The sequence below is a fragment of the Arthrobacter sp. StoSoilB19 genome, from assembly GCF_019977275.1.
GTDB lineage: Bacteria > Actinomycetota > Actinomycetes > Actinomycetales > Micrococcaceae > Arthrobacter.
Genome location: NZ_AP024650.1, coordinates 725,788 through 751,489, shown reverse-complemented (window position 1 = coordinate 751,489; position 25,702 = coordinate 725,788). Strand labels below are relative to the sequence as shown.

The following is a 25,702-nucleotide window of genomic DNA, read 5'->3' as shown; positions in this document are numbered from 1 at the left end:
AGCCTAGCCCTCCAGCGTGTCCAGCGCCTGCTTCAGGTCAGCCCACAGGTCCTCAACATTTTCCACCCCGACGCTCAGCCGAACCAGGTTTTCGGGGACGCTGGCGGGTTCCGCCGAGTGCCGGCGCCGCCGTTCGATCAGGGATTCGACCCCGCCCAGGGAGGTGGCCGGCAGCCAAAGCTCCAACGCCTGCACCAGCTTGTCCGCGGCGTCGGCGCCGCCCAGGCCCGCCGTGGGTGCCACCTGGACACAGATAATGGAGCCAAAGCCCTGCATTTGTTCCTTGGCGCGGGCATGGCCGGGGTCGGAATCGAGCCCGGGGAACCGGATGGAATCAATGGCGGGGTGGGCGGCGAGGCGTTCCGCCAGGATCATTGCCGACTCCTGCGACCGTTCCACGCGCAGCGCGAGGGTCCGCAGACCCCGCAGTGCGAGCCACGCTTCGAAGGGACCCGCGATGGCGCCGTGGATGATGCGGTGGTGGAGCAGCGACGACCGGATGTCCGGATTGGAAGTAACCAGGGCGCCAAGGACGACGTCGGAGTGCCCGGCGAGGTACTTGGTCACCGAGTGGAGGACGACGTCGGATCCGAGCTGCAGGGGCTGCTGCACCAGTGGCGTGGAAAAGGTGTTGTCAGTGACGACGATTGCCCCGGCTGCATGGGCGGCCTCAGCGACGGCCGGCATGTCCGCTATTCCGAGCATGGGGTTGGTGGGGCTTTCCAGCCACAGCATGGCCGCGGCTTTCGCCGACGGGCCTTGCGGTGCCAGGGCATCCTTGACGGCGTCCGTGTCGGCAATGTCCACGGTCCGGAGTTCGATGAATCCTTTTTGGGCAAGTTCCGTCGCCATCACCAGGGAGCCGGAGTAGCTGTGGTTGGGCATGACCAGCACGCCGCCGGCAGGGATCAGGGACAGCGCGGAACTGACCGCCGCCAGCCCCGACGCGTAGAGCAGTCCGGGAAGGGCAGCTCCTTCAAGCTGGCCGAGGGCCTCCTCAAAGGGATCCCAGGTGGGGTTGGAATAGCGGCCATAACCCCGGTCGCCGTCACCCAGCGGACCGGTACCGAAGTAGGTGGAGGAAAGCGTGATGGGAGGATTGACCGGCTGGTCCCTTTCCCGCGGCGGACGCCCGGCCGCCACCACCACGGTCTCGGGTGAAAGGGAAGCGGCCTGGTGCTCGGAAAGACTCATGGTGAAAAGCGTACTGTTCCTGCCGGATCCGCCGGAAAGCGGTGTCGTTTTGTGGACGGCTGCCGTTCACCGGACTGCCGCCTTCGAGGTAGCTACGGATCGGGAAAAGTCGGTACCCCTCGGTAGGCTTGAGAAGTGAACAAACAGAGGGCCGGCGTATTCATCGCGTTCGAGGGTGGCGATGGTGCAGGCAAGTCCACCCAGGCCGGCCGGCTTGCGGCAGCATTGGAGTCCCTGGGCTACACCGTGCTGCGCACCCGGGAGCCCGGCGGCACCCCGGTTGGCGAGAAGCTGCGGTCGCTTGTGCTGGACCACGGCAATGGCGACATCGACGCGCACACCGAGGCCCTCATATTTGCGGCTTCCCGGGCCGCGCACGCCACCCAAGTAATCCGCCCGGCACTTGGCCGCGGTGAAATCGTCCTGACGGACCGGTACATCGACTCCTCGGTGGCCTACCAGGGTGCCGGCCGCAACCTGGGCCTGGACGCGGTGCGTTCCCTCAATGAGTGGGCCACATCGGGCCTCCAGCCCCACCTCACAGTCCTTTTGGACGTTGACCCCCAACTTGGCCGCCGCCGCCGAACTGCCGGCCAGGCAGCGGAAGACCGCCTGGAATCCGAGGCTGACGAGTTCCATACCCGGATCCGGGAGGCCTTCCTTAGCCTTGCTGCGGACCGCCCGGAGTCGTACCTGGTCCTCCCGGCCCACCTCCCGGTGGAAGACCTTGCCGCTCAGATCCTCGCCCGGGTGGAAACCCTCCTTGCCGTTCCTGCCGCCGCAGCAGCCACGGACGGCGGTGACTCATGACCGTCTGGGATGACCTCCAGGGCCAGCCCGCCGTCGTCGAACAACTGCGCCAAGCCGCCGGCGGCGAAAGCCTGACGCACGCCTGGCTGTTCACCGGTCCGCCGGGGTCCGGCCGCTCCAATGCCGCCAAGGCGTTCGCGGCCGCACTGAACTGCGACCAGGAGGACGTGGGCCAGCGTGGCTGCGGACAGTGCCAGGCCTGCCACACGATCCTGGGTGAAACGCATTCGGACGTGACCTTCGTGCGCACAGAGAAGGTCACCATCACTATTGACGAGGCCCGCGAACTGGTGGCAACCGCCGGCAACCGGCCGTCGTCCGGGCGGTGGCGGATCATCGTGGTGGAGGACGCCGACCGCATGGCCGAGCGGACCACCAACGTGCTGCTCAAGGCCATCGAGGAACCCACGCCGCGGACCGTGTGGATGCTCTGCGCGCCGTCCCCGGCCGATGTCCTGGTGACCATCCGGTCCCGCTGCCGAAGCGTTGCCCTGCGGCTGCCGCCCGCGTCGGACGTGGCAGCGCTGCTGGTCCGGCGCGACGGCGTGGACCCTGCCCTTGCGGAGCAGGCCGCCCGCGCTGCCCAAAGCCATGTGGGCATCGCCCGGAGGCTGGCCAGGGATCCGGCGGCAAGGGAACGCCGCCTGGAGACTGTCCGCTTCCCGCTGGGGCTGCGCGGCGTAACAGCGGCGGTCATGATGGCGGACAAGCTGGTCAAGATCGCCACTGCGGAGGCCAACAGCTCCAACGAGGAACGCGATGCAGCAGAGAAGGCCGCACTGCTGGCGACGCTGGGAGCACCGGAAACCGGCGCCCTCCCCCCGGCCATGCGCAGCCAGCTGAAACAGCTCGAAGACGACCAGAAGCGGCGGGCCAAGAGATCCATCACGGACTCCCTGGACCGGACCCTGACGGATTTATTGTCCTTCTACCGCGACGTCCTGATCATCCAGCTTGGGAACGCCGTGGAGTTGGTCAACGTTGAGCTGAGGAGTGAGCTGGAAGAGTTCGCAGCCCGCTCCACGCCGGAAGCCACGCTGGCCCGCATGGACGCCATTAACAAAGCCCGTGAACGCATCACCACCACCAACGTTGCCCCGCTGCTGACCATTGAGTCCATGGCTGCCAGCCTGATACAGCCCTCCAAGGAGACCCGATGACTGCCCGCCCCCTGCCCGCACGCCACAGGTCCCTGACGGTCGCTGTCCGCGCCGCCGCAGCAATGGCCGTGGCCGTTGTCCTGGCCTCCTGCAGCCTCCTTGGTGGCGACAAGAACCCGCCGGAAGCTGCCACGGCCAAGGCTGACCCCTCCATCGTGGCGTCTGCTCCCGCAGGGCTGGAAAAGTTCTACTCGCAGCAAATCGTGTGGGAGCCCTGCGAAGGGGAATTCCAGTGCGCCAAGGTGAACGTGCCCATGGATTACGCCAATCCCGGCGGCGACACCATCCAGATCGCAGCGCTCCGGGCACCCAGCACCGGTAAGAAGACCGGCAGCCTCCTGGTCAATCCCGGCGGCCCGGGCGCCTCCGGTTACGACTTTGTCAAAGACGCTGCCGGAACCCACTTTTCAGCGGCTGTCCGCAACGCCTACGACCTCGTGGGCTTCGATCCGCGTGGCGTGAAGCGCTCCGCTCCGGTCACCTGTGCCACGGACGCCGAACGCGACGCCGCCCGGGCCAAGATCTACGCGTACGAAACCGATGCCGGGCTGGCGGCGGCACTGGCTGACAGCAAGGCAATCGCTACCCAGTGCGCGTCACAAACAGGCCCCGTCCTGGGCCACATTGACACCGTCAGCGCCGCGAAGGACCTGGACGTGCTCCGCGCGGTTGTGAACGACTCCAAGCTGAACTACCTGGGGTACTCCTACGGCACGTTCCTGGGCTCCACCTACGCCTCGCTTTTCCCGGACAACGTAGGCCGGATGGTCCTCGATGGCGCCCTCGATCCGTCAATCAGCAATGAGGACCTGACCAGCGGCCAGGCCCGGGCCTTCGAAAAGGCGCTCCACAGCTACGTGGCCAGCTGCCAGAAGCAGACCAAGTGCCCCCTGGGCGGTGATGTCGACTCCGGCGTTCAGCAGATCCGGGACCTCATTGACTCCATACGGCAGACACCCCGCACGGCCAAGGACGGGCGGCTGGTCAATGCAACCCAGTTCGTCAGCGGCCTGATCACCCCGCTTTACAACGACCAAAGCTGGCCGGCCCTCACCCAAGCGCTGGAGGCCGCCGTTTCCGGGGACGTCAGCCTCATGCTCCGGCTTGCCGATATCGGTGCCGACCGGGCCCCCGACGGCTCCTATACGTCCAATTCGGCGCTCGCTTTCAATGCGGTCAACTGCCTGGACTACCCCATGGTTTCGGACGCCGCGGGCATGCGGGCGGAGGAAAAGCGGCTGGAACAGGATTCACCCACCTTGGGCTACTTCTTTGCCTACGGCGGAACCATCTGCGCAGACTGGCCGTACAAAAACGTCCGCACGCCGGCGGCGGTGGAGTACAGCGGCGACTCCCCCATCGTGGTCATCGGCACCACCGGCGACCCTGCAACCCCCGTTGAATGGGCAGCATCACTGCGCAAGCAGCTGGGGAACGCCTCCCTGCTGACCTGGAAGGGTGAAGGACACACCGCGTACGGCCGGGCCAACAGCTGCCTGGAGGATTCCGTGGACAACTATCTGGTCAGCGGCAAGCTGCCGGCCGACAATACGGTGTGCTGAGGTTCGCAGCAGCGTCACGCCGGCCATTTTGACCGGGGCGGCGGGACTCTATTACAGTTGACTCTTGCATGAAGCGCCCGGTTCGTCCGGGGGATTTGGTGCGGTGCTTCCTTAGCTCAGTCGGTAGAGCGTTTCACTCGTAATGAAAAGGTCATCAGTTCGATTCTGATAGGAAGCTCGGGATAAACCCCGGACAGCCCCTGTTTTCAGGGGTTTCCGGGGTTTTTCGCTGGTTAAGCGGGTAGTACTGCCGGAGGGCAGGGCACATGATGGGAACCCCTCCCGGCCACGATCCAAAGACAGTGCTGGCCGCCCGGAACGTGCGCCAAGCAGGCCCTCGACGTCAGTCCGCCAGGGCTATTGACGGGAGCGAGCTGCCGCTGAAACCACCACAACGCGCCGTTCTACGCCTACTTCGCACGAACCGGGGGCGTTCCCCGAAAACTGCTGCAGCGACTTTGGCGCGAACTCCACACCTGACCATCTGCTCATGGTCGGCGGGCCAATCACCGACACTGCGCAACCCGTCCCGGACCAGCCGCCGCCGCTGTGGGACAGGCCCAATGGACGCCCCGTAACCCCAGTTCCACGTACGGAACCGGACTAGAATTGGCCCGTTCGGGCGCTTCGATTCGTCGCCGACCACCCTGGTCATCAATAGAAAGTCCTCAATGACACCCCCTTCTGACCACCCGGTTCCGGCCCAGGTCTCCCTGAAGCAGGACTCAAGCCTGGACCAGGCTCCCCTGGTCCGCTGGCTGCTCGCCAACCAGGTGGCCCCCGCCGGCCCGGAGGCCAAGGAAGACCATAAACCCAACGCCTGGTGGAAGGTCATGTGCCTGACCGGAGTCGACTACTTCTCCACCTTGTCCTACCTGCCAGGCATCGCCGCCCTGGCTGCCGGCGCCCTCTCCCCACTGGCCACGTTGCTGATTGTGGCCCTGACGTTGCTGGGGATGCTTCCCATGTACCGCAGGGTCGCGCAGGAAAGCCCCCACGGGCAAGGATCGGTGGCAATGTTGGAGAAGCTGCTGCCGTTCTGGCGCGGCAAGTTCTTCGTCCTGCTGCTCCTGGGCTTCGTCGCAACCTCCTGGATCATCACGATCACCCTCTCCGGCGCTGACGCGACCGTCCACCTGCTCGAGAACCCGCTCATCCCCGAGGCCCTCAAGGGCAGCGCCGTCATCATCACCGTGATTCTGCTTCTGATCCTCGGCGGGGTGTTCCTGCTCGGCTTCAACGAAGCTGTAGGTGTGGCGATCCCCCTGGTGGCCATCTACCTGCTCCTCAATGCCGCCGTTGTGGTGGCTGGGTTCCTCCACCTGGCCGCGGATCCGTCGCTGGTCAGCGGCTGGACCGACCGGCTGTTCTCCAGCGGCGGCGGCCCGATCGGGCTGGTCAGCCCTGCCATCATCGCCTTCCCGCTGCTGGTCCTGGGCCTGTCCGGCTTCGAAACCGGCGTCTCCATGATGCCGCTGATCAAGGCCACGGGACGCACACCCGAGGAAGCGATGGCCTCCCGGGTCAAAAACACCCGCAAGCTGCTCACCACGGCCGCCCTCATCATGAGCGTCTACCTCATGTCCACCAGCTTCATCACTACGGTCATGATCCCCGCCAAGGAATTCGAGGAGGGTGGACAGGCCAACGGACGCGCCCTCGCGTTCCTCGCCCACGACCTGTTCGGAGCCGGGTTCGGTACCGTCTACGACATCTCCAGCGCCCTGATCCTCTGGTTCGCCGGCGCGTCCGCCATGGCAGGGCTGATCAACATCGTGCCGCGGTACCTGCCCGCCTACGGAATGGCACCGGAATGGGCCCGCGCGGTCCGCCCCGTGGTGTTGGTCTACACCGTCCTGAGCATCGGCATCACCATCGCGTTCCGCGCTGACGTGAACGCTCAGGCCGGCGCGTACGCCACCGGGATCCTGGCCATGATGGTCTCCGGGGCGGTCGCCGTCACGGTCTCGGCCCTCCGGCGCCGGAGCAGGGCCGGGGCCGTCGGCTTCGGCATCCTGACCCTGATCCTGCTGTACGCCCTGGGCGACAACGTCCTCGAAAAACCGGACGGGATCGTCATCTCGGCGTTCTTCATCGCCGGGATCATCGCGGTCTCGCTCATCTCGCGGGTCACCCGCTCCACCGAACTGCGCGTGGACACCATTGAATTCGATGAGGCCGCCCGCCAGTTCATCACAGACTCGATTGCCTTCGACGGCGAGCTGCACATCATCGCCAACAAGAAGCAAAGCGGTGACAAGGCTGAGTACGCCGAGAAGGAGTACGAACAGCGGGGGCTGAACCCGGTTCCGGGCCCAGCCGACGTTATCTTTCTCGAGGTCGAGATCTCCGACCCGTCGGACTTCACGCACACGCTCCGGGTCGAAGGTCTTGAAGTCGAGGACTACCGGGTGCTTAGGGTGAAGTCCCCGGCCGTGCCAAATGCCATCGCGGCGGTCCTGCTGGCGATGCGGAACTCCACCGGCGTGAAACCGCAGTGCTATTTCGAGTGGTCCGAGGGAAGCCCGGTGGCGCACCTGATGCGTTATCTTTTCCTCGGGCAGGGTGACACCCCGCCGCTGGTGCGGGAGATCCTCCGCGAGATTGAACCCGACCAGGCGGCAAGGCCAGGCATTCACGTCGGCTGACGAGCGCGGCGCGGAGGCCAAGCCGGTGTCCGCAGGATTGAACGTGAAGGGGGCGCTCCGGCGTCCCCTACCGGCCGCCGAACCTGGTCAGCTACCTTCAGGGCCGCCCCGACAACCGCTCCTGTCCGGGCCGCCCAGGGAAGGGAACTTAGGAACGGCCTGCCCCGAACCGGGACGCTGAGCTGCCACCGCCGGGCCCGGATCCGCACTTTATTACGCCCGCCACCCCGGGTGCAGTGCGAGGTTCAGGGAACGGCAAGAAAGCCAAGGTATCCTCCCCACATGACCACCCGCTTCCAGGCTGCTGTTCCGCGCGCCGCGGCACATGCAAGCAGCTTCGGCCACCTCCTGCCGTACACCCCCGGAGGCCCGGCCCGGCGGGGCAGGACAAGCGCCCACTTCGCGGCGTTGGGGGGATCCCAGGGGTGAACCAGCACGCACCCCGGCACATGAACCAGGACGGGAAAGGACCCGCCCGCAGGACCATCCTCCTGGCAGCCGTGCTGACGTTGTCGGCCGCCGTGCCCGACCTGCAGCCGCAACCAGGGCACCCTTCCGCGGCACAGGACACGTCCGCGGACACCGCCAACGGTCCGGCGGACGGCTCCGCGCCGCTGTCGCATACCGGCTCCGACGGCGACGGGCCGGCATCCAGGACGCCTGCAGGCACCGTGCCCGCCCGGGCACAGATCATCGACACCTATGCGAAGCGCCAGGCCCACTACTGGGGCCTGGAGGCACCCGGCGTCCTGACGCGGCTGCCGCCCGGATCACAGGGCATCGCCCTCACCTTCGACTTTTGCGGCGGTCCCGGCGGCAGCGGTTACGATCAGGTGCTGATTGATACCCTGCGCCAACGGCACGTCCCGGCAACGCTGTTCCTGAATTCGCGGTGGATCACAGCCAACCCGGCCACGGCCCGTCAGCTGGCAGCGGATCCGCTCTTTGAGATCGCCAACCACGGGACGTCCCATAAGCCGTTGTCCACCGCCGGCAACACGGCCTACGGCATCCCGGGCACCAGGAACGCGGGGGAAGTCTATGACGAGGTCGTACCCAACGACGGCGTCCTGGCCGGCATCACCGGCAAGCGTCCCCGGTACTTCCGCCCGGGCACCGCGTACATGGATGACATCGCCGTGGACATCCTGAATACCTTGGGCGTGAAGCCGGCAGGCTTCAGCATCAATGGCGACGGCGGCGCCACCTATCCCGCCGCCGTCGTCGCCAAAGAAGTGGGAAAGGCCCGGGCCGGAGACGTGGTCATCTGCCATGGAAACCACCCCAGCGGCGGAACGGCGGAAGGCGTGAAGCAGGCGGTGGACAAGCTGCTGGCAGCAGGAATCTCCTTCACCCATCTGCCCTGAGCATGCCTCCGGAGCTCCGCCGGCCGGGTAGGTGCTGATCCATACGTTAGCGAACGCAGGACCCCGTCGATGCGCGATGGCGGGCGCCACCTTCCGGGTTTCGCCGGGAACTAATCCGGCCTGCCCACCACCACCTGGGCCGGGCTGTGGGTGACGTAGCCGTTGGCCCAGGAGAACAGCGCCCTGACTTTCTGCTGGAATCCGGGCAGCAGGGCCAGGTGGACCGCCAGCCAGGACACGAACGCCAGTGGGCCCTGCAGTTGCAGGCGGCGGCGCCCCAGCTCCGCGACCGCTGCGCCGCGTCCCACCATGGCCATATACCCCTTGTCCCAGTACCGGAAAGGCTGGCGCACACCGCCGGTAAGGTCTGCATAGATATTGCGGGCCGCCCACTTGCCTGATTGCTGCGCAACCGACCCGAGCTGCGGCAGTTTGTTTCCAGTGGCATCGGTGATGTTGGCGGAGTCCCCCAGCACGTACACGCCGTCAAAATCAGGGACTGTCAGATCGGCCTGCACGTCCACCCTGCCGCCCTTGCCCTGTTTCAGGCCGGACCCGGTAATGATCCGGCCGGCCTGGAGGCCACCGGCCCACACCACCACCCGGCCGGGAATAACGGTGCCGTCCTTGAGGGTCACGCCGTCCGGGCGGACCTCACCAACAGGCTGGCCCATGTGCAGCTGTACGCCCAGCTTGGTCAGGCGGTCCCGCGCATACGCCTGCGACTTTTCGGAGAACGCGGCGAGGACGTTCGGAACCATATCCACCAGGTGGACATGGCACCGGGCAGCCAGCCCCGGCGAGAAGTATTTGGGCACGATGTATTTGACGTTCTCCGCCAAGGCGCCTGCAGTTTCCACACCAGTGGGACCCCCGCCCACCACGACCACGTCGGCTTCCGCCCCGGGCTCGCGGTCAGCTTCGTCCAAAACAGCAGTGATCGCGGCGCTCAGGCGCGTTGCGTCCGCCACCGAGTACAGCGGGTAGGCGTGCTCTTCGGCGCCCGGGGTGTTGAAGAAGTTCGGTACGGCCCCGGTGGCGATGACCAGGATCCTGGCCCGGTAGCTGGAGCCGTCTGCGGTGGTGACGGTGCGGTTGGCCGCATCGATAGACGTCACCTCCGCGGTGAGGACGCGGACATTGTTGACCTTGCGGAACTCCGACCTGAGCGGCCGGGTGACCGCCGAGACGCCAATCTGGGATGCAGCCACCTGGTACAGGAGCGGCTGGAACTGCTGGTAATTGTTGGCATCGAGCAACAGCACCCGGACGCCCTTGCGGCCCAACTCCTCAGCCGCCGTCTTTCCGGCGAATCCGCCGCCAACCACGATGACCTGGTATGAATCGTCCATTCGTGCAACTTACCCCTCCGGGCCGATGAGTAACAGAGTGCCGAGGCCACTGGCAGGGCGGCCGGCGTCCGGCGCCCGCCGGGACCGGACGCCGGCGGGAGCACGGCACCTAAGATGGCGGCATGGAAGACGAAGCCCTGGCGGACATTGCGGACAGGCTGTACGGCGGGACGCTGGACGACTTCATAGCGGCCAGGACCGCCGCTGCGAAGGACGCCGGGCGGCAGGACAAGGAACTGGGGGCAGCGGTCCGCGCCCTGCCGAAACCATCCGTCGCCGCGTGGGCGCTCAACATGCTGGCACGGCACCGGCCGGACGTGCTGGCCGCGCTTCGCGGACTTGGCGAGCGCATGCGGGCAGCGCAGAACTCGCTGGATGCGCCCGCCCTGCGCGAACTGGGCCGGGAGCGCCGCACCATGCTGGCTGACGCCGTCGACGCTGCCCGGTCTGTGGCCCAGGAGCAGGGCCGCTCCATCAGCGACGCGATGGCCGCCGACGTTGAGGAGACCCTGCGGGCACTGACGGCAGACGAGCGTGCGGCGGCTGCGGTGGGCAGCGGCCGGCTGCTGAAAGTCCTGTCAGCCGACGGCATCAACGACGTCGACCTGGACGGGGCAGTGGCCCTCCCCGGGCTGCTCCCGGCCGCGCCGGCCACCGCCCGCGCAAGTGCTCCCCCGGCTCCAAAGACGAAAACGGAGGCGCAGGCAGCGGGGCCAAAGGCAACAGCGGCAAAGACACGCACGACGGCGGAGCACCACACCCAGCCAAAGCCCGCCAAGCCCCGGCTTGAGGCAGTGAGGCAGACTCCCCGGCCGGCCTCGCCGCCGGCGCTGGAAAGGGCCAGGGCCGCGCTGGCCGAGGCCCAGGCCGCTGAAGAAGAGGCCTCCCGGCTCGCGGGCGAGCTGCAGGACCGGGAGGAGCAGACACGTGCGGAAATCGCGTTACTGCAGCAGGAAACGGCTGAGCTTCGAAACCGGCTCAAGGCCGCCGAGGAAAGCCTGGACCGTTCCCGGAAGCGGCTCGCCGCCACCACCGCAGAAGCGAAACAGGCGGTCCGGGCGGCCGACAAAGCCAGCCGCACGGCCATGCTGGCACAGGAACGCGTACTCCGCCTGGCCAGCACCTGAGGGGCGCCAACTACTTGGCATGCCCTCTCGCCCCGGGCATCGGCGGGACCTACTGTGGAGCTATGGACGCCGCAGCAGCACACGCCTTTGCGATCCCGCCGGTATCGGTTCACCGTCCCACCACGGCCGTGGAAGACGCCGTCACCCTCGCGGCCGGCGTCTGGCTCCTCACGGGGACCTACGTTGACGGCTGGGCGCACAACAACCTCCGCGGCCTGGAGACGTTCTTCACACCGTGGCACGCGATCCTCTACTCAGGCTTCGCCGCCTGCGCCCTCTGGATCGGCGCCTTGACCTGGCGCCGGCACGCCCCGGGGACGAGGTGGCGGGAAGCAGTCCCTGCCGGCTATGGGGCAGCCGCCGCCGGCGTACTCCTCTTCCTTGCTTCCGGGCTGGGCGACTTCGCCTGGCATTCGGTGTTCGGCATTGAGCAGAACATCAGCGCCCTGTTCAGCCCGTCCCACCTGGGTCTGGCTACCGGCGGCTTCCTCATTCTTGGTGCACCTTTCTCGGCAGCGTGGCACTCACCTGCCCGGCCGTGGGCCCGGCTGGTGCCGGCGTTCGTGAGCGCGATGCTCGCCGGCATGGTTGCAGCTTTCATCCTGCAGGAGTTTGCGGTCTTCTCCCGCCATGGCCTCATCCAGACGTACTCCGGCCCCGCCGGGACCCAGCCGGCGGTGACGGGTCCAACGTCGTCGAGCATCATGGTCTCCTTGGCGACATTCCTGGTCTCGACGTTCGTGCTCTTCGTTCCCATCCTGTTGCTGTCGCTGCGGTGGCGGCTGCCGGCCCTGGTGCCGGCGGCGATGGTGCTGGTCCCCTCCGCAGCCCTGCAGATCATGGTGGCCCTTCGGGATGCCTGGCTGTTGCCGGCTGCCCTGGCCGGTTCACTCCTGGTAGGAGTGGTGTGGGCGGTGGCGCGGCCGGTCCCGGACAGTCCCGCGCGGCTCCTGACCGCGGCAGGCCTCTCACCTGTCGTCTTCTGGGCCCCCTATTTCGCTACTGTGGCGCTTCACGACCGGGCGCTCAGCTTCCCGCCCGAGATATGGAGCGGAACCCTCACATGGAGCGGGCTGGCAATGCTGTCCGTGGCCGCACTCGTGCTGAAGGTGCGGGCCACCGGCGCCGCAGTCCCGGATCCACGGGCCCTTTAGCCCGCCAGGTGCGCGGCCTGGCTTCAGCCGGGTTGGCAAATCCCAACAACACGCGGCGCTGCTTCCGGTGAATGTCAGACCCCGGTTGCACACTGGATTTATGGAAAACCAAGCCGTACAGGAATTTCACGTAACGTACTTCGACGCCGACTGCGGCCGGGCCCGCTCCGAGTATTTTGACACCCTCGAAGAGGCCGAGCGCTTCGCCTCCCGGCACTGCCACGGCGAAGACAGCTGGGCCGTGGTGGACGCCGTCACCGTGGAGCACGTCCGAATCGCCGCCTGACCGGTTCAGCCAAAAACCCCGCGGTCCACTGCCCAGGCCAGCCGCGGCCCAGCTCCGCCAACCAGGGTGCAAACCAGGCAGGACAGCCACGCCGGTTACGGGCGCCAGCCTCGCATTAAAGCCGTCAGCCCGCGCTGCCTGGCGGTTGCCGGCAGCACGGGCTGACGTTGGTTCGGCGGAGGTCCCCGGCCGGTTGGGCCGGCACCGCCGGTCGCGGGTTACGCGAAGTCGGAGACCGCGGGATCGGGTCCGATGCGGCCCTCGCCGCCGGCGGTGCGGTCCAGGTTGTTGATGGCTTCAACGTCCCCGGCGTCCAGGGAAACCTCGAGTGCCGCGAAGTTCTCCTTGATGCGGGACTCAGTCACGGACTTGGGGATGACCACGTTGCCGATGGCCAGGTGCCACGCAATGACCACCTGGGCGGGAGTCGCCTGGTGCTTGGCAGCGATCGACGCAACAACAGGGTCCTGCAGCAGTTCCCCGCCCTGGCCCAACGGGGACCATGCCTGGGTCAGGATGCCTTTTACTGCTCCAAATTCCCGCAGTTCACGCTGGCTGAAGTAGGGGTGCAGTTCAATCTGGTGGATGGCCGGAACCACTCCGGTTTCATCGATCAGGCGCTGCAGGCCCTCGGCGGTGAAGTTGGAGACACCGATGGACTTGACCCGGCCGCGCTTCTGGAGTTCGATCAGCGCCTTCCACGTGTCCACGTATTTGTCCTGCTTGGGCTGCATCCAGTGGATCAGGTAGAGGTCCAGCGTTTCGAGGCCAAGCCGGTCCATGGATTCCTCGAAGGCGGCGAGGGTGGATTCGTACCCCTGGTCCGCGTTCCACAGCTTGGTGGTGATGAAGATCTGTTCCGGTGACAGGCCGGAGCCGGCGATTGCACGGCCAACGCCTGCCTCGTTGCCGTAGATCTTCGCCGTGTCGATGTGCCGGAAGCCGGCTTCGAAGGCCTGGCGGACAACCTTTTCAGCCACGCCGTCCTCAACCTGCCACACACCATAGCCGAGCTGGGGGATCGTGTTTCCGTCGTTGAAAGTCAAGGTAGGTGAAGAAGTCATTTCTTCATCCTGCCAAACGTCCCCCGCTTCAGGCTCCCGTTTGGTTCAATGTCAGCCACGCGCGTAACCGCGATATTTACGTCCCAAACCGGGAATATTTGCGCGGCACCGGTCCAGCTACTCCCCGCGAAGCTGCCTCTCGGCGTCGTTCACCTGCTGGAACACCGCCTCAGCCCGGCGCCGGACCGACACCGCACCAACCGGTACCGGCCCCACGGCGAGCCTCAACATTGCCGCCGCCTCAGCCGTGGTGGCCAGCGAATTGCCCGCCTTGGAGAGGGACCTGTGGACGTCCGCAAGGCCGGCCGGGATGTCCAGGCCGTCACTGGGCGCACGCCGCTGCGCTTCCATGCATACCGTCCGGACACGCTGCAGGAGGCCGGCCAGTTCGTTGGCGATATCCACCAGTTCCCCGTACAGCTGGTCGTCCTCCACCCCTTCGAGCACCTGGTGGAAGCGGTCAAGTCCCCGCTGGAAGCGGTCGTGCGCGCGGCGCCACAACCCCTTGCCCAGTTCAACATCATCCTTGCGCCCCTGCCGTGCGGCGCTGAAAAAGCCCAAGCGGAGCCTACAGGTACTGCCCGGGACCGTGGTCCGGTTCGTCACGCTGGTTGGGCCGTGCCTGCGCCCCCGGCCGTGCTCCGGCCGGGGCGCGCTGCGGCTCGCCGTTTTCGCCGATGACGACGCCGGGCGCAATCATGGTGCCTGGCGGCAGCTGACGCAGCTGCAGCTGCGCGGCGGCGTGTTCGCGGGCGGCGTTCTGCGCCGCGATGGCGGTCTGGATCCCGTGGAACAAGCCCTCAAGCCAACCCACCAGCTGCGCCTGGGCGATCCGGAGCTCGGCGTCGGAGGGCGTGGCGTCGTCCGAGAAGGGCAGGTTGATCCTGTCCAGTTCTGCCACCAGCTCCGGCGCAAGCCCGTCCTCCAGCTCCTTGATGGAGCGGGCGTGGATGGCGGCCAGCCGGCCCCGAGCAGCGTCGTCAAGCGGCGCGGACTTCACCTCTTCGAGAAGCTGGCGGATCATGGTGCCGATCCGCATCACCTTGGCAGGCTCGTCCACCAGATCCTGCAGGCTGCTGCCCCTGGGCTTGCCGTCCGCGGCGGACGGAATCTGCACGGGGTCCTGGGTGTCGTCAACGGGAGTGCCTTCTACCGGGAGGTCCTCAGCTGCCTGAGTGTCGTTGGGATCGCTCATGCGTTCATACTCTCACGGCCCATCCGCCCGGAGTCCACCCGTGAACGCCTGTGGCGGGTTTGTCCGCTGCCGGCTCAATCAGCAGGCCCAATCAGCAGCACCTGCCCTGCGGGTTGTTGTCCTGGCGGTCCGTACGGTCCCGCCAAAACTCGCGTTCGCTGAGGGGCTCCTCCTGGTGCCCGGCTGCCCTGTGGTGCTCGAGGTACTTGGTGTAGGCGTCCGCGCCCATGACGCCGCCCAGGTAGCGGGCGAACCCGCGGAAGCCATTGGCCACCAAAGCCACACCGGCGCCCATCAGTGCCTGGCCCGTTCAAGCCGTGCGTCTGCGGGCACCCTGTCCCACTCGGCTGCCAACTCACGTTCGGCCGTCGTCGGCACCAGTCCGGCGGGGGCGAAGACGCGCGAGGGAACCGCCGGGTCCTCGTTGTCCGTGGTGGCAGTGCCGGCCGCCCTGTCACGGAATGCCTTGACCGTGGCCAGCACCGCCGTGGCAATCACGATGATGCTCAGCACCACGAAGATCACGGACAGCCAGCCCTGGATGGCCGTGTTGCGGACCACAGCTTCCATGGCGGCCACGGTCTTGGCGGTACCGAACTCGGTCTTGCCGTCCGCCAGCGCCTTGCTGAAGGCGGCGTTGTTCGCGAAGTACCCCACGGCAGGGACGGGCGAGAAGATCTTCAGGTAGCTGGCGGTGATGGTGACCACGGCGGCGAAGGCCAGCGGCAGGGCAACGATCCACAGGTACTTGAAGGTGCCGCGCTTGGCGACGATGGCCAGGCATACAGCCAGCGCGATGGCGGCCAGGAGCTGGTTGGCGATGCCGAACAGCGGGAACAGGGTGTTGATGCCGCCCAGCGGATCGGTCACGCCCATCAGCAGCACGGCACCCCAGGCAGCCACCATGATGGCCGTGCAGAGCCAGGCCCCGGGCCGCCAGGAGGCTTCCTTGAACTTGGGGACGAAGTTGCCGATCGAGTCCTGCAGCATGAAACGTGCAACGCGGGTGCCGGCATCCACGGCGGTGAGGATGAAGAGCGCCTCGAACATGATGGCGAAGTGGTACCAGAACGCCATCATGGCCGTCCCGCCGATGAACTGCTGCATGATGTGCGCCAGCCCGACGGCCAGCGTGGGTGCGCCGCCGGTGCGGGAGACGATGCTCTGCTCCCCAACGTTGGCGGCGGTTTCGCTGAGCAGGCCGGGGGTGATGTTGACGCCGCTCAGGCCCAGGCCGTTGACCCAGGTGGCTGCCGTTTCCACGGTGCCGCCCGTCAGCGCCGTGGGGGCATTCATGGCGAAGTAGAGGCCGCGGTCGATCGAGATGGCTGCTACCAGCGCCATGATGGCCACGAAGGATTCCATCAGCATGCCGCCGTAGCCGATGTACCGGGTCTGCCGTTCCTTCTCCACCAGTTTGGGGGTGGTGCCGGACGAGATCAGGGCGTGGAAACCGGACAGCGCACCACAGGCGATGGTCACGAACAGGAAGGGGAACAGTGCGCCGGAGAACACGGGCCCGTTCTCGCGGCCGGCGAATTCGCTGAAGGCCGGGACGGTGATTTCGGGCCGGACCACGATGATCGCCAGCGCGAGCATCACGATCACGCCGATCTTCATGAAGGTGGAGAGGTAGTCGCGCGGAGCCAGGAGCAGCCATACGGGCAGGATCGCAGCAATGAAGCCGTAAACGATCAGGCCCCAGGCGATGGTGACCTTGTCCAGGTGGAACACGGTGGCGCCCCATTGGGTCTGCGCCACCAGGCCGCCGCCGATGATGGCCGCCATCAGGAGGACGAAGCCGATGATCGAGACCTCCATGACCTTGCCGGGGCGCAGGTAACGGAGGTAGACACCCATGAACAGGGCGATGGGGATGGTCATGCCCACCGAGAACACGCCCCACGGGCTTTCGCCCAGGGCATTAACGACGACGAGCGCCAGGATGGCCACGATGATCACCATGATGAGCAGGGTGGCGATGAGGGCGGCCGTGCCGCCGATGACGCCAAGTTCCTCGCGGGCCATCTGGCCCAGCGACCGGCCGCCGCGGCGCATGGAGAAGAACATGACCAGGTAGTCCTGGACGGCCCCGGCAAGGACGACGCCGAGGATGATCCAGATGGTGCCGGGCAGGTAGCCCATCTGCGCCGCGATGACCGGCCCCACCAGCGGGCCGGCGCCGGCAATGGCGGCGAAGTGGTGGCCGAACAGGACGTTGCGGTCGGTGCGGACGTAGTCCTTGCCGTCTGCCTTGTATTCGGCAGGGGTGGCGCGCCGGTCGTCAGGCTTGGTGATGTAGCGCTCGATCACCTTCGAGTAGAAGCGGTACCCGATGAGGTAGGTGCAGACGGAGGCAAAGACGAACCAGATGGCATTGACGGTTTCCCCGCGGACGATCGCCAGCATGAACCAGGCCACCCCGCCGAGGAGGGCGATTGCTGCCCAGAGCGCGATCTTGCCTGGCGTCCACCTCCGGTCTTCGGCGTCGAGCCGTGCCTCGTCCACAGCGGGCGGGGGAAGATTCGGGTCAGTCGCCAACCCGCCCTCCGCCCGGGATCCGTTGTTCCGCTGGTCAGGCATTCCGGCCATGTCTCCTCCTTGAGAGTTTTCCCTCGTTTGCTACTGGGCACCCTACCAACGCCGATCCTGCCAAAAGGGTCCGACGGCGGCGCGGCGCCGGCCTGTGCGGCGAGCGGCGGCAGTCCGGCGCTGAATGAGCGGTGACGGACGTACGACGGCGGGCTGCGGCAAAAGCGAAGGCTCCCGTCCGGATTCCGGACGGGAGCCTTCGCCCTTCGCATGGCGGCAGGGACGGTCAGGCGTGGGCGTAGGTGAGGCAGTCAGCGTTGTCGGCTCCCGGCCCGACGTGCACCTCCGGGGCGTTGCACATCAGGTGGTCATTGTGGACGCACTCGGCCCGCTGGCAGGCTCCCACGTCGGCGAGGACCTTGGGCAGGCCGCCGTGGATGCCGGTCTCGATGAACGTGGCGCAGGATGCGTGGTCCTGGCTTCCCCCCACGGTGATGGCATGGGCGGTGCAGCCTTCATGGTCGTTGAATGAACAACGGGTGACACTGCAGTCGGCAACATGGGTCGTCATGAAGTTCCTCCGTAAGTTCCACCGCCCGGGCGGGCGGCTCGTGCACCTACGGTAGGCCTGATCCCGGTGATCAAAAAGACCCAATACTTTGACCTAATGCCCCTCCGCCAGGCTGCGCCTGGACAGGGGCAGCCCGGACCGGGTGAAGGCCCAGGCGAGCGCTGCCGCCGTCAAGGGCACTGCCACCAGCAGCGCGGACAGGTGCAGCCAGGGAACCTCGAGGGCTGTCCGCATGTCCGTGGAAAGGACCAGCAGGACCGCGGGCACCGTTCCTGCCAGCGTCCCCAGAACGGCTCCAACGCCGCTGGTGAACAGTCCCTGCGACCCGGCAAGGGCCTTGCGCAGCCTTGGCGAGGCCCCGACGCCGGCGAGGACCGCATGGTCCTTCCGGGCATCAGCCATGGAGAGTCCTGTCGTAATGCCCGCCGCGCTGAAGGTGATCAGCGCAGCCGCGGCCACGATGGACCAGGTGATCCACTGGCTTACCTGCGAAACGCCCGGTTCCGCCTGGAAAGTCATGCCCGGCTGCCCGTAGACGGCGGCGGCCGCAGCGGAGGCCGCATCTGCCTCAGCCTCGGAGGGGTAGGCAGAGAGCTGCACGAGCAGTCCGGCCGGGGCCGCGCGGAGGTCCAGGCGTTCGGCGGTTTCCGGCGAGACAACGCCGTAGTAGGGCACCGGGACAGCCGGTTCAAGCACTGCCGCGGCAAGGGAGTCGCTCCTGACGGTTGAGGGGACGGTGCCCGGCCCCGAGGATGCCGGCTCTTGGGTCCGTACGTCCTTTCCCTCGAGCAGTACCCTTCCATCACTGACGAACACCGGGTTGGTCACCACCATCCCGCCGGCGTCCAGCACCGCCGTTGCCTCGGCGGTGGCGCTGCGGCCCAGCGCCGCCCGGATCTCCTCGCCGCCGCCCACCAGGATGGCCCGGCCGGACGGTTGTTCGCTGACCATGGAACCGCGGCACCGCCAGTCGCCCGGGTCCAACACCCTTCCCTTGGGAGTCCTAGGGCATTCATTTGCCTGCGGCCTGGCAAGCGAAAACAGCAGGCAGTTTGACGTATCCGTGCGCGCCGGCAGTCCGGGATCAGCCGGGCCCTCGGGGCAGTTGCGCAGGCCCTCCGGCGCCGTGATCACGTGCGTCGATTCGACGGTGCCAAGGGCATCTGCCACCGCAGAGGAGAGCTTAGGGACATCCACCCGGACGGCCGGCTTCCTGCTGCCATCGGCCGACGCCGGCGGGTCCACCACCAGCGGCAGGTACGCCTGGTTTTCCAGGGCGCCCCAGTAATGTGATTCCCGCATCCCTGCCTGCTGGCTGGCGGAGAGCACCAGGGCGGCGCTTGCCAGGGTGGCGGCGGCGAGTACCGCGGCCACAGCGGGAACGCTGCGCCCGCGGTTCCGGGCCGAATCACGGGCCGCCATCCGGAGTGACAGCGGCATCCACTGGATGCGGGAGGTCAGGCGGAGGACCAGCCAGCCGGTCAGCAGCACCAGGGCAACAACCGCCAGCACGGCGCCGAGGATGAGCACCGTGACCACCAGCGGCAGTTGCTCCGCCAGCCGGTCCGGATCGTTGGTGGACCGTCCCAACAGCCAGCCCGCCGCCAACAGCCCGGCAGCGAGTACCAGCACCCCGGCGCCGGCCAGGGGTGCCCGCCGCGGCTTCGCGGAGGGTGCCCGGCCGGCTTTGAGGGCACCCAGCACCGCCTGACGGGAAACCTGGCGGGCAGGTACCATCGCCGCGATGGTGCAGGATGCCAGCCCCATGGCCATGGCGGCGAGTGTCAGCAGGAAATCCGGATGCAGCCCTGCCAGCCGTGCCGAGCCGTGCAACCGGACCACGTGGACGACGACGGCAGCGGCTCCCAGCCCCACCGCGGCTCCGGCGGCAACGGCAACTCCGCCCAGCCAGAGTCCACCCGCGGTGACAACAGCGCGGATGGCGGGGCCTTCCGCACCCGAGGATGCCAGCAGTGCCAGCCCACGCACCTGCTGCCTGGCGCCCACGGCGAAGGCAGCACCGGCCAGCAGGCCCACCTCCAGCAGCGCCAGGGCGCCGATCAGGCCGAAGCCGGCGTAGACGGCCACCGCTTCCGTGGAATCATCCCGGGGCACGGAACCGGCAACGGTCCGTTCCTCCCGGGACGGCGGGTCCAGCACCACGCTGCGGGACAGCACGCCCACGCCTTTACTGTTGGCTTCCATGACCTGCGGCCAGGTGACCGGCTCCGGACCCACCAGGTAGTAGGACACGGACTGGCGGGTCTGCGGTCCCCTGGCAAGGTCAGAGGGTACCTGTCCTGCCTGCAGGTACAGGAAGCTGGTGCCGTCCGGGAGGCCGGCATCGCGAATGGTGCCCACCGGCACGAAGGTGCCTGCCGACGTCGTAAATTCCTGTCCGAAAGTGAGGTGGAAGCGCGTCATCAGCCCGGGCGACGCCAGCACCTCCGTGCCGTCGCGCGGGGCCCGGCCCGCCAGGAGGCTGAACTTTCCGGTGAAGGCCGGATTGAGGGCATCCACTTCGCGGCCCTGCAGCGAAACAAGTGCTTCCCCCACGCCGGTGGTCAGCTGGAGCAGGCGCTGCGGCAGCACATCGTAGCCCGCGGGAAAGGCGTCAAGCGGGTCGGTCCGCCGGAATTCAGGATCGAACCGGCCGGTGCTGGAGGCGACCACACCGTCATTGAGCGGGTCCTGGAGGGAGTCCGCGCTGGGAACGGGCAGGACGCTGAACCTGGCCTGGGTGCTTCCCAGTTCGTAGGTGACGATTTCACCCGGCGTCCGCTGTGAGCTCTGGTAGAGGGTGGCGGCACCCGTCATCCCGGCCACGGGCAGCATGATGAGCAGGATGATGAGGAGGGACCGCCCCTTGTGGCGGGTGATGTCCCGGCGCGCCAGCCGCAGGGCAACCCGAAGGCTGCTCCGGCGGCTTGTGGGCTCCGGAGCAAGGTCCACCGGCATCAGAGACCGGCCTGGGTGAGCAGCATGGTGGGATCGTGCATGGCGGCGGCCTGGTCGATGATCCGCCCGTCCCGAAGGAAAACCACGCGGTCCGCCCAGGCGGCGTGCCTGGCTTCGTGGGTGACGAGCATGACGGCCGCTCCGGCGTCGGCACGGGCCCGCAGGACCTCCATGACCCCTTGGCCCGTTGTCGAATCCAATGCACCTGTGGGTTCATCGGCCAGGATCAGCCGCCGCTGGCCCACGATGGCCCTGGCGATCGCGACGCGCTGCTGCTGGCCGCCGGACATCTGGTCCATGAACCGGTCCGCCAGTTCGGGAATCCCCACTTGCCGCAGCGCATCGGCGGCCTGCCGGTGCGCTTTCCTGGTGGAAGTTCCGTCCAGTTCCAGCGGCAGCGCCACGTTCTCCGCGGCGGTCAGCGTGGGAACCAGGTTGAAGTCCTGGAAGACGTACCCCACGGCCCGGCGGCGCAGCCGGGCCAGTTCGTTCAGGCCCAGCCCGGCCAGCGGCGTGGACTCAACGTAGACAGCGCCCGACGTCGGCCGGTCCAGTCCGCCGGCAATGGCCAGCAGGGAGGACTTGCCGGAGCCCGACGGGCCCATGACCGCGACGAACTCCCCTGCTGAAATGGTGAGGTCAACGTCGCGGAGGGCGGCGACCGCCGTCGCGCCGTGCCCGAAAGTCCTTCCCACCCTGGCGAGTTCAACGACCTGCTGCGGCCCCTGCACGCTCACCGGCGGATGTCCGCGTTGAGCGGGGTGTCTTCCGTGGCCCCGTTGGAGGCTTTCCGGGCTCCACTTGCCGCCGTGGCCTGCGCCTGCTGGACCATCCTGGCCTCGCAAAGGTCCAGCCAGCGGACTTCCGCTTCGGTCTGGAAGATCAGTGAATCGAGCACCAACAGCCAGGCAGTATCCGTGGCCCGCTGGTTTGCCGCCGTATCGCGGCGCGCCCTGGTGTAGTCCTGCAGGGCGCGGATGGACGCCACCCGCTGGGCCTGGATGATGGCCTGGACATCGACCCCGGGCAGGGTAACGGCGAGCGCAAGCTTGATGGCGAGCTCGTTGCGTGGTGGGCTGTTCCGCTCCACGGGGGCGGAAAACCAGTTCCGCACCTCGTCCTTGCCGGCAGGGGTGATGCTGTACACCACGTGCCCTTCGCCGTCGTCGCCCTCCTTAGCCACCAGGGCATCGCGCTCCAGCCGGTCAAGCGTGGTGTACACCTGCCCGATGTTCAGCGGCCACGTGGCCCCGGTGCGGTTCTCGAACTCGACCCGCAGCTGGTAGCCGTAGCGCGGCTGGTCCTGCAACAGGGCAAGGAGGCTGTGGCGAATGGACATTGTGCTCCCCCGGGCTGGTTCCAACCGGTATGCACGAGCCCCCAAGACCCGTGCATACCGCGTATAGGCAGCCTAGCCCCGACTGACGCCCCGGCGCAATACCGGGTATGCAATCGGGGGTTCCTACATGACCAGGAGGACCTTGCCCACGTGGTCGCCGCTGTCGAAATAGCGGTGGGCTGCCGCTACCTGGTGCAGCGGGAAGGTCTTGGCGACCAGCGGACGGATCCGGCCGTCAGCCACCAGCGGCCACACGGCGTCCCGCACCGCAGTCATGATGGCACCCTTTTCGGCTACCGGCCGGGGCCGCAGGGCGGTGGCCACCACGGCTGCCCGCTTCTTCAGCAACAGGCCCAGGTCCAGCTCCCCCTTGGTGCCGCCTTGCAGGCCGATCACCACCAGGCGCCCGTAGTCGGCCAGGGCCTCCACGTTCTGCTTGAGGTACTTGGCCCCCACCACGTCCAGGATGACGTCCGCCCCGTAGCCATCGTTCTGCCGCCGCAGGCTCTCCGGGAAGTCCTCCTCGGCGTAGTTGATGGCGATGTCAGCACCAAGGAACGCCTTGGCGGTGCCCACCTTCTCGTCAGTGCCGGCAGTCGTGGCCACCTTGGCGCCAAAGGCCTTGGCAAGCTGGATGGCCATGGTGCCGATCCCGCCGGTGGCGCCGTGGATGAGGACGGTCTCCCCCGGCTGCAGCTGCGCCGTCATGATCAGGTTCGAATAGACCGTTGCGGCCACTTCCGGCAGCGAGGCCGCTGTGACCAGGTCCACCCCGTCCGGCACCCGCAGTACCTGCTCGGCCGGAACCGCCACCTGCTGGGCATAGCCGCCGCCGGCCAGCAGGGCCACCACCTTGTCCCCCAACGAAAATGGCTTGCTGACGCCGGGGCCAAAGCCTGCGATCCGGCCCGAAACTTCCAGCCCGGGGATCTCGGAGGCACCGGGAGGCGGCGGGTAGAAACCCCGGCGCTGCTGGACATCGGCCCGGTTCAGGCCCGCAGCCACCACGTCAATGAGCACTTCGCCCTGGCCAGGCACCGGCGCATCCACGTCCCGGACTTCCAGCACTTCCGGGCCGCCCGGTTCCGATATGTAGACGGCTTTCATGGACCTCTCCCGTTCCTGACTCAAATCCTGGCTGCAACAAGTGTGCACCGGGCACCTTCCCGCTCCTGTTTTGTTGCAGGCAAGTGCCTATGAAACACTACTAGCTGAGGAAGGTTGTCCGAGCGGCCGAAGGAGCTGGTCTTGAAAACCAGTGTGCGGTAACCCCGTACCAAGAGTTCGAATCTCTTACCTTCCGCACTGGAAACCCCTGGCAGCCGGCACCGGCCGCCAGGGGTTTTGTGTTTTGGGCGCTGCTGTCTTACCGGTCAAGCGTGACAGGGCGTTCGGGTCAGCGTCGCAGGATGGCTGCCGCGATCTCATCTGCATCCCTGAGGGTGCGCTGGCCGCTGCGGTAGGCGGGGCTGCCCGGCTGGAGGGCTTCGGCCGCGATGGCCGTGCCCCACTGGGTGGAGGACAACTGGAGGCCCAGCACGTACAGGTTTTCCGTCACGGACCCGTTGGAGGCAAGTGGGCGGTACGGGTGGGGCTCCACGTCCAGGCCCGTGGACTCGACGGGGGCACCTTCTGCGGTCATCATGAGCCGTGGACGCACCAGCCCATCGGACAGCATCTGCTCCAGGACCGGCGAATCATTGGCCGACACCCTGTTGCCCGGCGCAAGGGCCTCCACCATGGTCCGTGCCAGGACCGGCGGACCGGCAACCCACGGCGAGGAAGCCGTGAACATCGCGGACTGCCGGTCCACGCCGAACTTGGGGTCCGGTCCAACGAAGCTGACCACCCCTGCCCTGGCCAGTGCGGCGAGCTGTTCGGCGCGCAGCGCCGGCGGCCCGCTGGCAAGGCCTTCCACGAAGGATTCAAACCAGCCGCGCAGCCCGGCGACCCATGATTCATCGGTGATGCCGCCGTCGGCCACCGCCGTCTTGAGGAGGGCCCGCCCGTGGTGCAGGGCGCCGATGGCCATCTTGACGGGGTCGTCCTCGCCGAGCGCGGACCGGCGTGCATCGTCCAGCAGGAACTCCACCACGGCGGCATCGTGCTCACGCCGGGACGCGAAGGAGCGCCCCGCCAAGGGGGCCGCGAGGCCCGGTAGGTCCAGCCGGTGCCGCGGACCAACGTGGACGGCCAGGACGCTTTCCACGGCGTCTTCCCAGTTGGCGGCGCTGTGGGCGTGCGGCTGCAGGGCTTCCTCCAGCGCTGCCAGGAAAGCCGCCGCATCGGGGACAGCCCCCGGCTGCGAGCGCACCAGGGTTGCGTAGTACGCCCAGAGGGCATCGCGGTGCAGCAGGGGCCACAGGTCGTGGTCGAACGAGGGCCGGATTCCGGCCTTGGCCAGCCGCTCCAGGGCGGCTTCGGTGAGGTAGCGGAGCGTGATGGAGGTGGCGTAATAGCCGTTGAGGGCTGCTTTTGCACGGTAGGGGGTTCCGCGCCGGGACGCCGCGATGATCAGCGGTTCCTGGCCGGACGGTTCGTACTCCAGGCGGCTTCCCGCGGACACGAACTTTCCGCCGCGGCCTTCGGTGAGTTGCCCCATCGTGTCGAAGAAGTTCAGGCCCATCCCGCGGACCAGCACGGGTTTCCCCGCGGGAATCCGTGTCCAGTCCACGTCTGCGGGCACGGCAGGGGGAAAGTACTGCAGGCCCAGCTGCTCGGCCGCGGCGTGCAGGCCGCGCTGTTCCGGATTCAGCCGGGACGGGATGTGCCCCAGGGCGAGCACCACTGCGTTGGCGCGGAGGGCAGCCCCGGCGGCCAGGCCGACGTCGAACATTCCGTCCCCCACCGGACGCACGGACACAGCCGACGTTTCGTGGAATTCGACCGTGACGCCGTCGGGAGCTTTGGCCAGCAGCTCCTCCAGCATGCACTTCAGGTAGCGGCCGTACAGGGCGCGGCTGGGGAAGTCATTGGACCCCAGCACCGCCAGTTCCGCCCGCTCCTCACCGGTGAGGGCCGGCAACGGATCCCGCTGCTGCCGGGCACGCCACTGGTCGAACGTGGTGCCGGCCACGGGCGCCGGCAGCGACGGTTCCTGGGGAACCAGCGTGGGGTAGAAGGATTGCGTATTCATGAGGAACAGCCGTGACTGGCCGGGCTGCCACACGTGCCCCGGGCCCGCCGGGTAGGGGTCAACCACGTCGATGTGCAGCTGTGCAGGGCCTCCGGCCGCGGCGGCGTGGGCGAGCAGCCGCTCGAGCACGCTGGTGCCACGGGGGCCGCCGCCGATGATGACGGCCCGGTTGCTCTGCGATAATTCCACGGCATCCAGCGTACGGGCTGAAAGCGGAGGATGTGCCGGACGCTTGACTTGCCAGCCT

The 25,702-nt window shown here is 67.5% G+C and carries 22 protein-coding genes and 2 tRNA genes; 11 read left to right on the top strand and 13 right to left on the bottom strand.

Annotation, left to right across the window (positions count from 1 at the left end):
• Positions 1-3: 3 nt before the first annotated feature.
• Entirely contained in the window at positions 4-1,194 is a 1,191-nt protein-coding gene (locus LDO86_RS03590) for an aminotransferase class I/II-fold pyridoxal phosphate-dependent enzyme (RefSeq protein WP_018771197.1), read from the bottom strand.
• A 135-nt stretch (positions 1,195-1,329) separates the two neighbouring features.
• Between LDO86_RS03590 and tmk the strand changes: the two genes are divergently transcribed.
• The 7 genes from tmk to LDO86_RS03555 all read left to right on the top strand — a co-directional run bounded on the left by tmk (position 1,330) and on the right by LDO86_RS03555 (position 8,741).
• Positions 1,330-2,004 (top strand): dTMP kinase, encoded by a 675-nt coding sequence (gene tmk / locus LDO86_RS03585; protein ID WP_018771198.1) that lies wholly within the window; start codon positions 1,330-1,332, stop codon positions 2,002-2,004.
• Positions 2,001-3,164, top strand: coding sequence for a DNA polymerase III subunit delta' (locus tag LDO86_RS03580; protein ID WP_056389228.1), 1,164 nt, complete (start codon positions 2,001-2,003; stop codon positions 3,162-3,164). Before tmk ends, LDO86_RS03580 begins: the two co-directional genes overlap by 4 nt.
• Positions 3,161-4,726, top strand: a complete 1,566-nt coding sequence (locus tag LDO86_RS03575; RefSeq protein WP_144600289.1) for an alpha/beta hydrolase — start codon at positions 3,161-3,163, stop codon at positions 4,724-4,726. The genes LDO86_RS03580 and LDO86_RS03575 overlap by 4 nt, the downstream gene beginning before the upstream one ends.
• Positions 4,727-4,831: 105 nt before the next feature.
• Positions 4,832-4,904, top strand: a tRNA-Thr gene (locus LDO86_RS03570).
• Positions 4,905-5,397: 493 nt separating this feature from the next.
• Positions 5,398-7,374, top strand: coding sequence for an amino acid transporter (locus LDO86_RS03565; protein WP_224084280.1), 1,977 nt, complete (start codon positions 5,398-5,400; stop codon positions 7,372-7,374).
• 282 nt (positions 7,375-7,656) lie between these two features.
• Positions 7,657-7,803, top strand: a complete 147-nt coding sequence (locus tag LDO86_RS03560; protein WP_186447769.1) for a hypothetical protein — start codon at positions 7,657-7,659, stop codon at positions 7,801-7,803.
• On the top strand, positions 7,800-8,741 hold the full coding sequence (locus LDO86_RS03555) for a polysaccharide deacetylase family protein (RefSeq protein WP_224084279.1): 942 nt from the start codon (positions 7,800-7,802) through the stop codon (positions 8,739-8,741). The genes LDO86_RS03560 and LDO86_RS03555 overlap by 4 nt, the downstream gene beginning before the upstream one ends.
• 110 nt (positions 8,742-8,851) lie before the next feature.
• Here LDO86_RS03555 and LDO86_RS03550 read toward each other — a convergent pair whose 3' ends face one another.
• A complete protein-coding gene (locus tag LDO86_RS03550) occupies positions 8,852-10,093 on the bottom strand; it encodes an NAD(P)/FAD-dependent oxidoreductase (RefSeq protein WP_018771203.1) in 1,242 nt (413 codons plus the stop codon).
• 122 nt (positions 10,094-10,215) lie between these two features.
• On the opposite strand from LDO86_RS03550, the gene LDO86_RS03545 reads away from it, so the two are divergent.
• The 3 genes from LDO86_RS03545 to LDO86_RS03535 all read left to right on the top strand — a co-directional run bounded on the left by LDO86_RS03545 (position 10,216) and on the right by LDO86_RS03535 (position 12,660).
• Complete coding sequence (locus LDO86_RS03545; RefSeq protein WP_224084278.1) at positions 10,216-11,220, top strand: hypothetical protein; 1,005 nt, start codon at positions 10,216-10,218, stop codon at positions 11,218-11,220.
• Between the two features lie 62 nt (positions 11,221-11,282).
• On the top strand, positions 11,283-12,374 hold the full coding sequence (locus LDO86_RS03540) for a hypothetical protein (RefSeq protein WP_134165819.1): 1,092 nt from the start codon (positions 11,283-11,285) through the stop codon (positions 12,372-12,374).
• Positions 12,375-12,474: 100 nt separating this feature from the next.
• A complete protein-coding gene (locus LDO86_RS03535) occupies positions 12,475-12,660 on the top strand; it encodes a hypothetical protein (protein ID WP_018771206.1) in 186 nt (61 codons plus the stop codon).
• 218 nt (positions 12,661-12,878) lie between these two features.
• Here LDO86_RS03535 and LDO86_RS03530 read toward each other — a convergent pair whose 3' ends face one another.
• The 10 genes from LDO86_RS03530 to LDO86_RS03485 all read right to left on the bottom strand — a co-directional run bounded on the left by LDO86_RS03530 (position 12,879) and on the right by LDO86_RS03485 (position 23,426).
• A complete protein-coding gene (locus tag LDO86_RS03530) occupies positions 12,879-13,724 on the bottom strand; it encodes an aldo/keto reductase (RefSeq protein WP_224084277.1) in 846 nt (281 codons plus the stop codon).
• A gap of 117 nt (positions 13,725-13,841) precedes the next feature.
• Entirely contained in the window at positions 13,842-14,285 is a 444-nt protein-coding gene (locus LDO86_RS03525; protein WP_018771208.1) for a hypothetical protein, read from the bottom strand.
• 7 nt (positions 14,286-14,292) lie between these two features.
• Positions 14,293-14,919, bottom strand: a complete 627-nt coding sequence (locus LDO86_RS03520) for a bacterial proteasome activator family protein (RefSeq protein ID WP_018771209.1) — start codon at positions 14,917-14,919, stop codon at positions 14,293-14,295.
• 91 nt (positions 14,920-15,010) lie between these two features.
• On the bottom strand, positions 15,011-15,214 hold the full coding sequence (locus LDO86_RS03515; protein WP_144600285.1) for a YbdD/YjiX family protein: 204 nt from the start codon (positions 15,212-15,214) through the stop codon (positions 15,011-15,013).
• Positions 15,214-17,511, bottom strand: a complete 2,298-nt coding sequence (locus LDO86_RS03510) for a carbon starvation CstA family protein (protein WP_056389249.1) — start codon at positions 17,509-17,511, stop codon at positions 15,214-15,216. The genes LDO86_RS03515 and LDO86_RS03510 overlap by 1 nt, the downstream gene beginning before the upstream one ends.
• Positions 17,512-17,737: 226 nt before the next feature.
• On the bottom strand, positions 17,738-18,022 hold the full coding sequence (locus tag LDO86_RS03505; protein WP_018771212.1) for a DUF1540 domain-containing protein: 285 nt from the start codon (positions 18,020-18,022) through the stop codon (positions 17,738-17,740).
• 93 nt (positions 18,023-18,115) lie between these two features.
• Positions 18,116-20,980 carry a hypothetical protein gene (locus LDO86_RS03500; RefSeq protein ID WP_224084276.1) on the bottom strand — a complete coding sequence of 955 codons (2,865 nt, stop codon included), beginning with the start codon at positions 20,978-20,980 and terminating at the stop codon, positions 18,116-18,118.
• Positions 20,980-21,717, bottom strand: a complete 738-nt coding sequence (locus LDO86_RS03495) for an ABC transporter ATP-binding protein (RefSeq protein WP_224084275.1) — start codon at positions 21,715-21,717, stop codon at positions 20,980-20,982. The genes LDO86_RS03500 and LDO86_RS03495 overlap by 1 nt, the downstream gene beginning before the upstream one ends.
• On the bottom strand, positions 21,714-22,319 hold the full coding sequence (locus tag LDO86_RS03490; RefSeq protein WP_224084274.1) for a PadR family transcriptional regulator: 606 nt from the start codon (positions 22,317-22,319) through the stop codon (positions 21,714-21,716). Before LDO86_RS03490 ends, LDO86_RS03495 begins: the two co-directional genes overlap by 4 nt.
• A gap of 123 nt (positions 22,320-22,442) precedes the next feature.
• Entirely contained in the window at positions 22,443-23,426 is a 984-nt protein-coding gene (locus LDO86_RS03485) for an NAD(P)H-quinone oxidoreductase (RefSeq protein WP_224084273.1), read from the bottom strand.
• A 108-nt stretch (positions 23,427-23,534) separates the two neighbouring features.
• Here LDO86_RS03485 and LDO86_RS03480 point away from each other — a divergent pair.
• Positions 23,535-23,622: transfer RNA gene (locus tag LDO86_RS03480), tRNA-Ser, on the top strand.
• 93 nt (positions 23,623-23,715) lie between these two features.
• On the opposite strand, the gene LDO86_RS03475 is transcribed toward LDO86_RS03480, so the two are convergent.
• Complete coding sequence (locus tag LDO86_RS03475; protein ID WP_224084272.1) at positions 23,716-25,644, bottom strand: FAD/NAD(P)-binding protein; 1,929 nt, start codon at positions 25,642-25,644, stop codon at positions 23,716-23,718.
• Positions 25,645-25,702: the final 58 nt, after the last annotated feature.

Bases quoted from the DNA above. Each gene is read 5' to 3' on its own strand.
- LDO86_RS03540 (WP_134165819.1), top strand. From the start codon at position 11,283: ATGGACGCCGCAGCAGCACACGCCTTTGCGATCCCGCCGGTATCGGTT.
- LDO86_RS03530 (WP_224084277.1), bottom strand. From the start codon at position 13,724: ATGACTTCTTCACCTACCTTGACTTTCAACGACGGAAACACGATCCCC.
- LDO86_RS03510 (WP_056389249.1), bottom strand. From the start codon at position 17,511: ATGGCCGGAATGCCTGACCAGCGGAACAACGGATCCCGGGCGGAGGGC.
- LDO86_RS03580 (WP_056389228.1), top strand. From the start codon at position 2,001: ATGACCGTCTGGGATGACCTCCAGGGCCAGCCCGCCGTCGTCGAACAA.
- LDO86_RS03505 (WP_018771212.1), bottom strand. From the start codon at position 18,022: ATGACGACCCATGTTGCCGACTGCAGTGTCACCCGTTGTTCATTCAAC.
- LDO86_RS03550 (WP_018771203.1), bottom strand. From the start codon at position 10,093: ATGGACGATTCATACCAGGTCATCGTGGTTGGCGGCGGATTCGCCGGA.
- LDO86_RS03520 (WP_018771209.1), bottom strand. From the start codon at position 14,919: ATGAGCGATCCCAACGACACTCAGGCAGCTGAGGACCTCCCGGTAGAA.
- LDO86_RS03500 (WP_224084276.1), bottom strand. From the start codon at position 20,980: ATGCCGGTGGACCTTGCTCCGGAGCCCACAAGCCGCCGGAGCAGCCTT.
- LDO86_RS03515 (WP_144600285.1), bottom strand. From the start codon at position 15,214: ATGGGCGCCGGTGTGGCTTTGGTGGCCAATGGCTTCCGCGGGTTCGCC.
- LDO86_RS03575 (WP_144600289.1), top strand. From the start codon at position 3,161: ATGACTGCCCGCCCCCTGCCCGCACGCCACAGGTCCCTGACGGTCGCT.
- LDO86_RS03560 (WP_186447769.1), top strand. From the start codon at position 7,657: ATGACCACCCGCTTCCAGGCTGCTGTTCCGCGCGCCGCGGCACATGCA.
- LDO86_RS03590 (WP_018771197.1), bottom strand. From the start codon at position 1,194: ATGAGTCTTTCCGAGCACCAGGCCGCTTCCCTTTCACCCGAGACCGTG.
- LDO86_RS03545 (WP_224084278.1), top strand. From the start codon at position 10,216: ATGGAAGACGAAGCCCTGGCGGACATTGCGGACAGGCTGTACGGCGGG.
- LDO86_RS03490 (WP_224084274.1), bottom strand. From the start codon at position 22,319: ATGTCCATTCGCCACAGCCTCCTTGCCCTGTTGCAGGACCAGCCGCGC.
- LDO86_RS03535 (WP_018771206.1), top strand. From the start codon at position 12,475: ATGGAAAACCAAGCCGTACAGGAATTTCACGTAACGTACTTCGACGCC.
- LDO86_RS03565 (WP_224084280.1), top strand. From the start codon at position 5,398: ATGACACCCCCTTCTGACCACCCGGTTCCGGCCCAGGTCTCCCTGAAG.
- LDO86_RS03485 (WP_224084273.1), bottom strand. From the start codon at position 23,426: ATGAAAGCCGTCTACATATCGGAACCGGGCGGCCCGGAAGTGCTGGAA.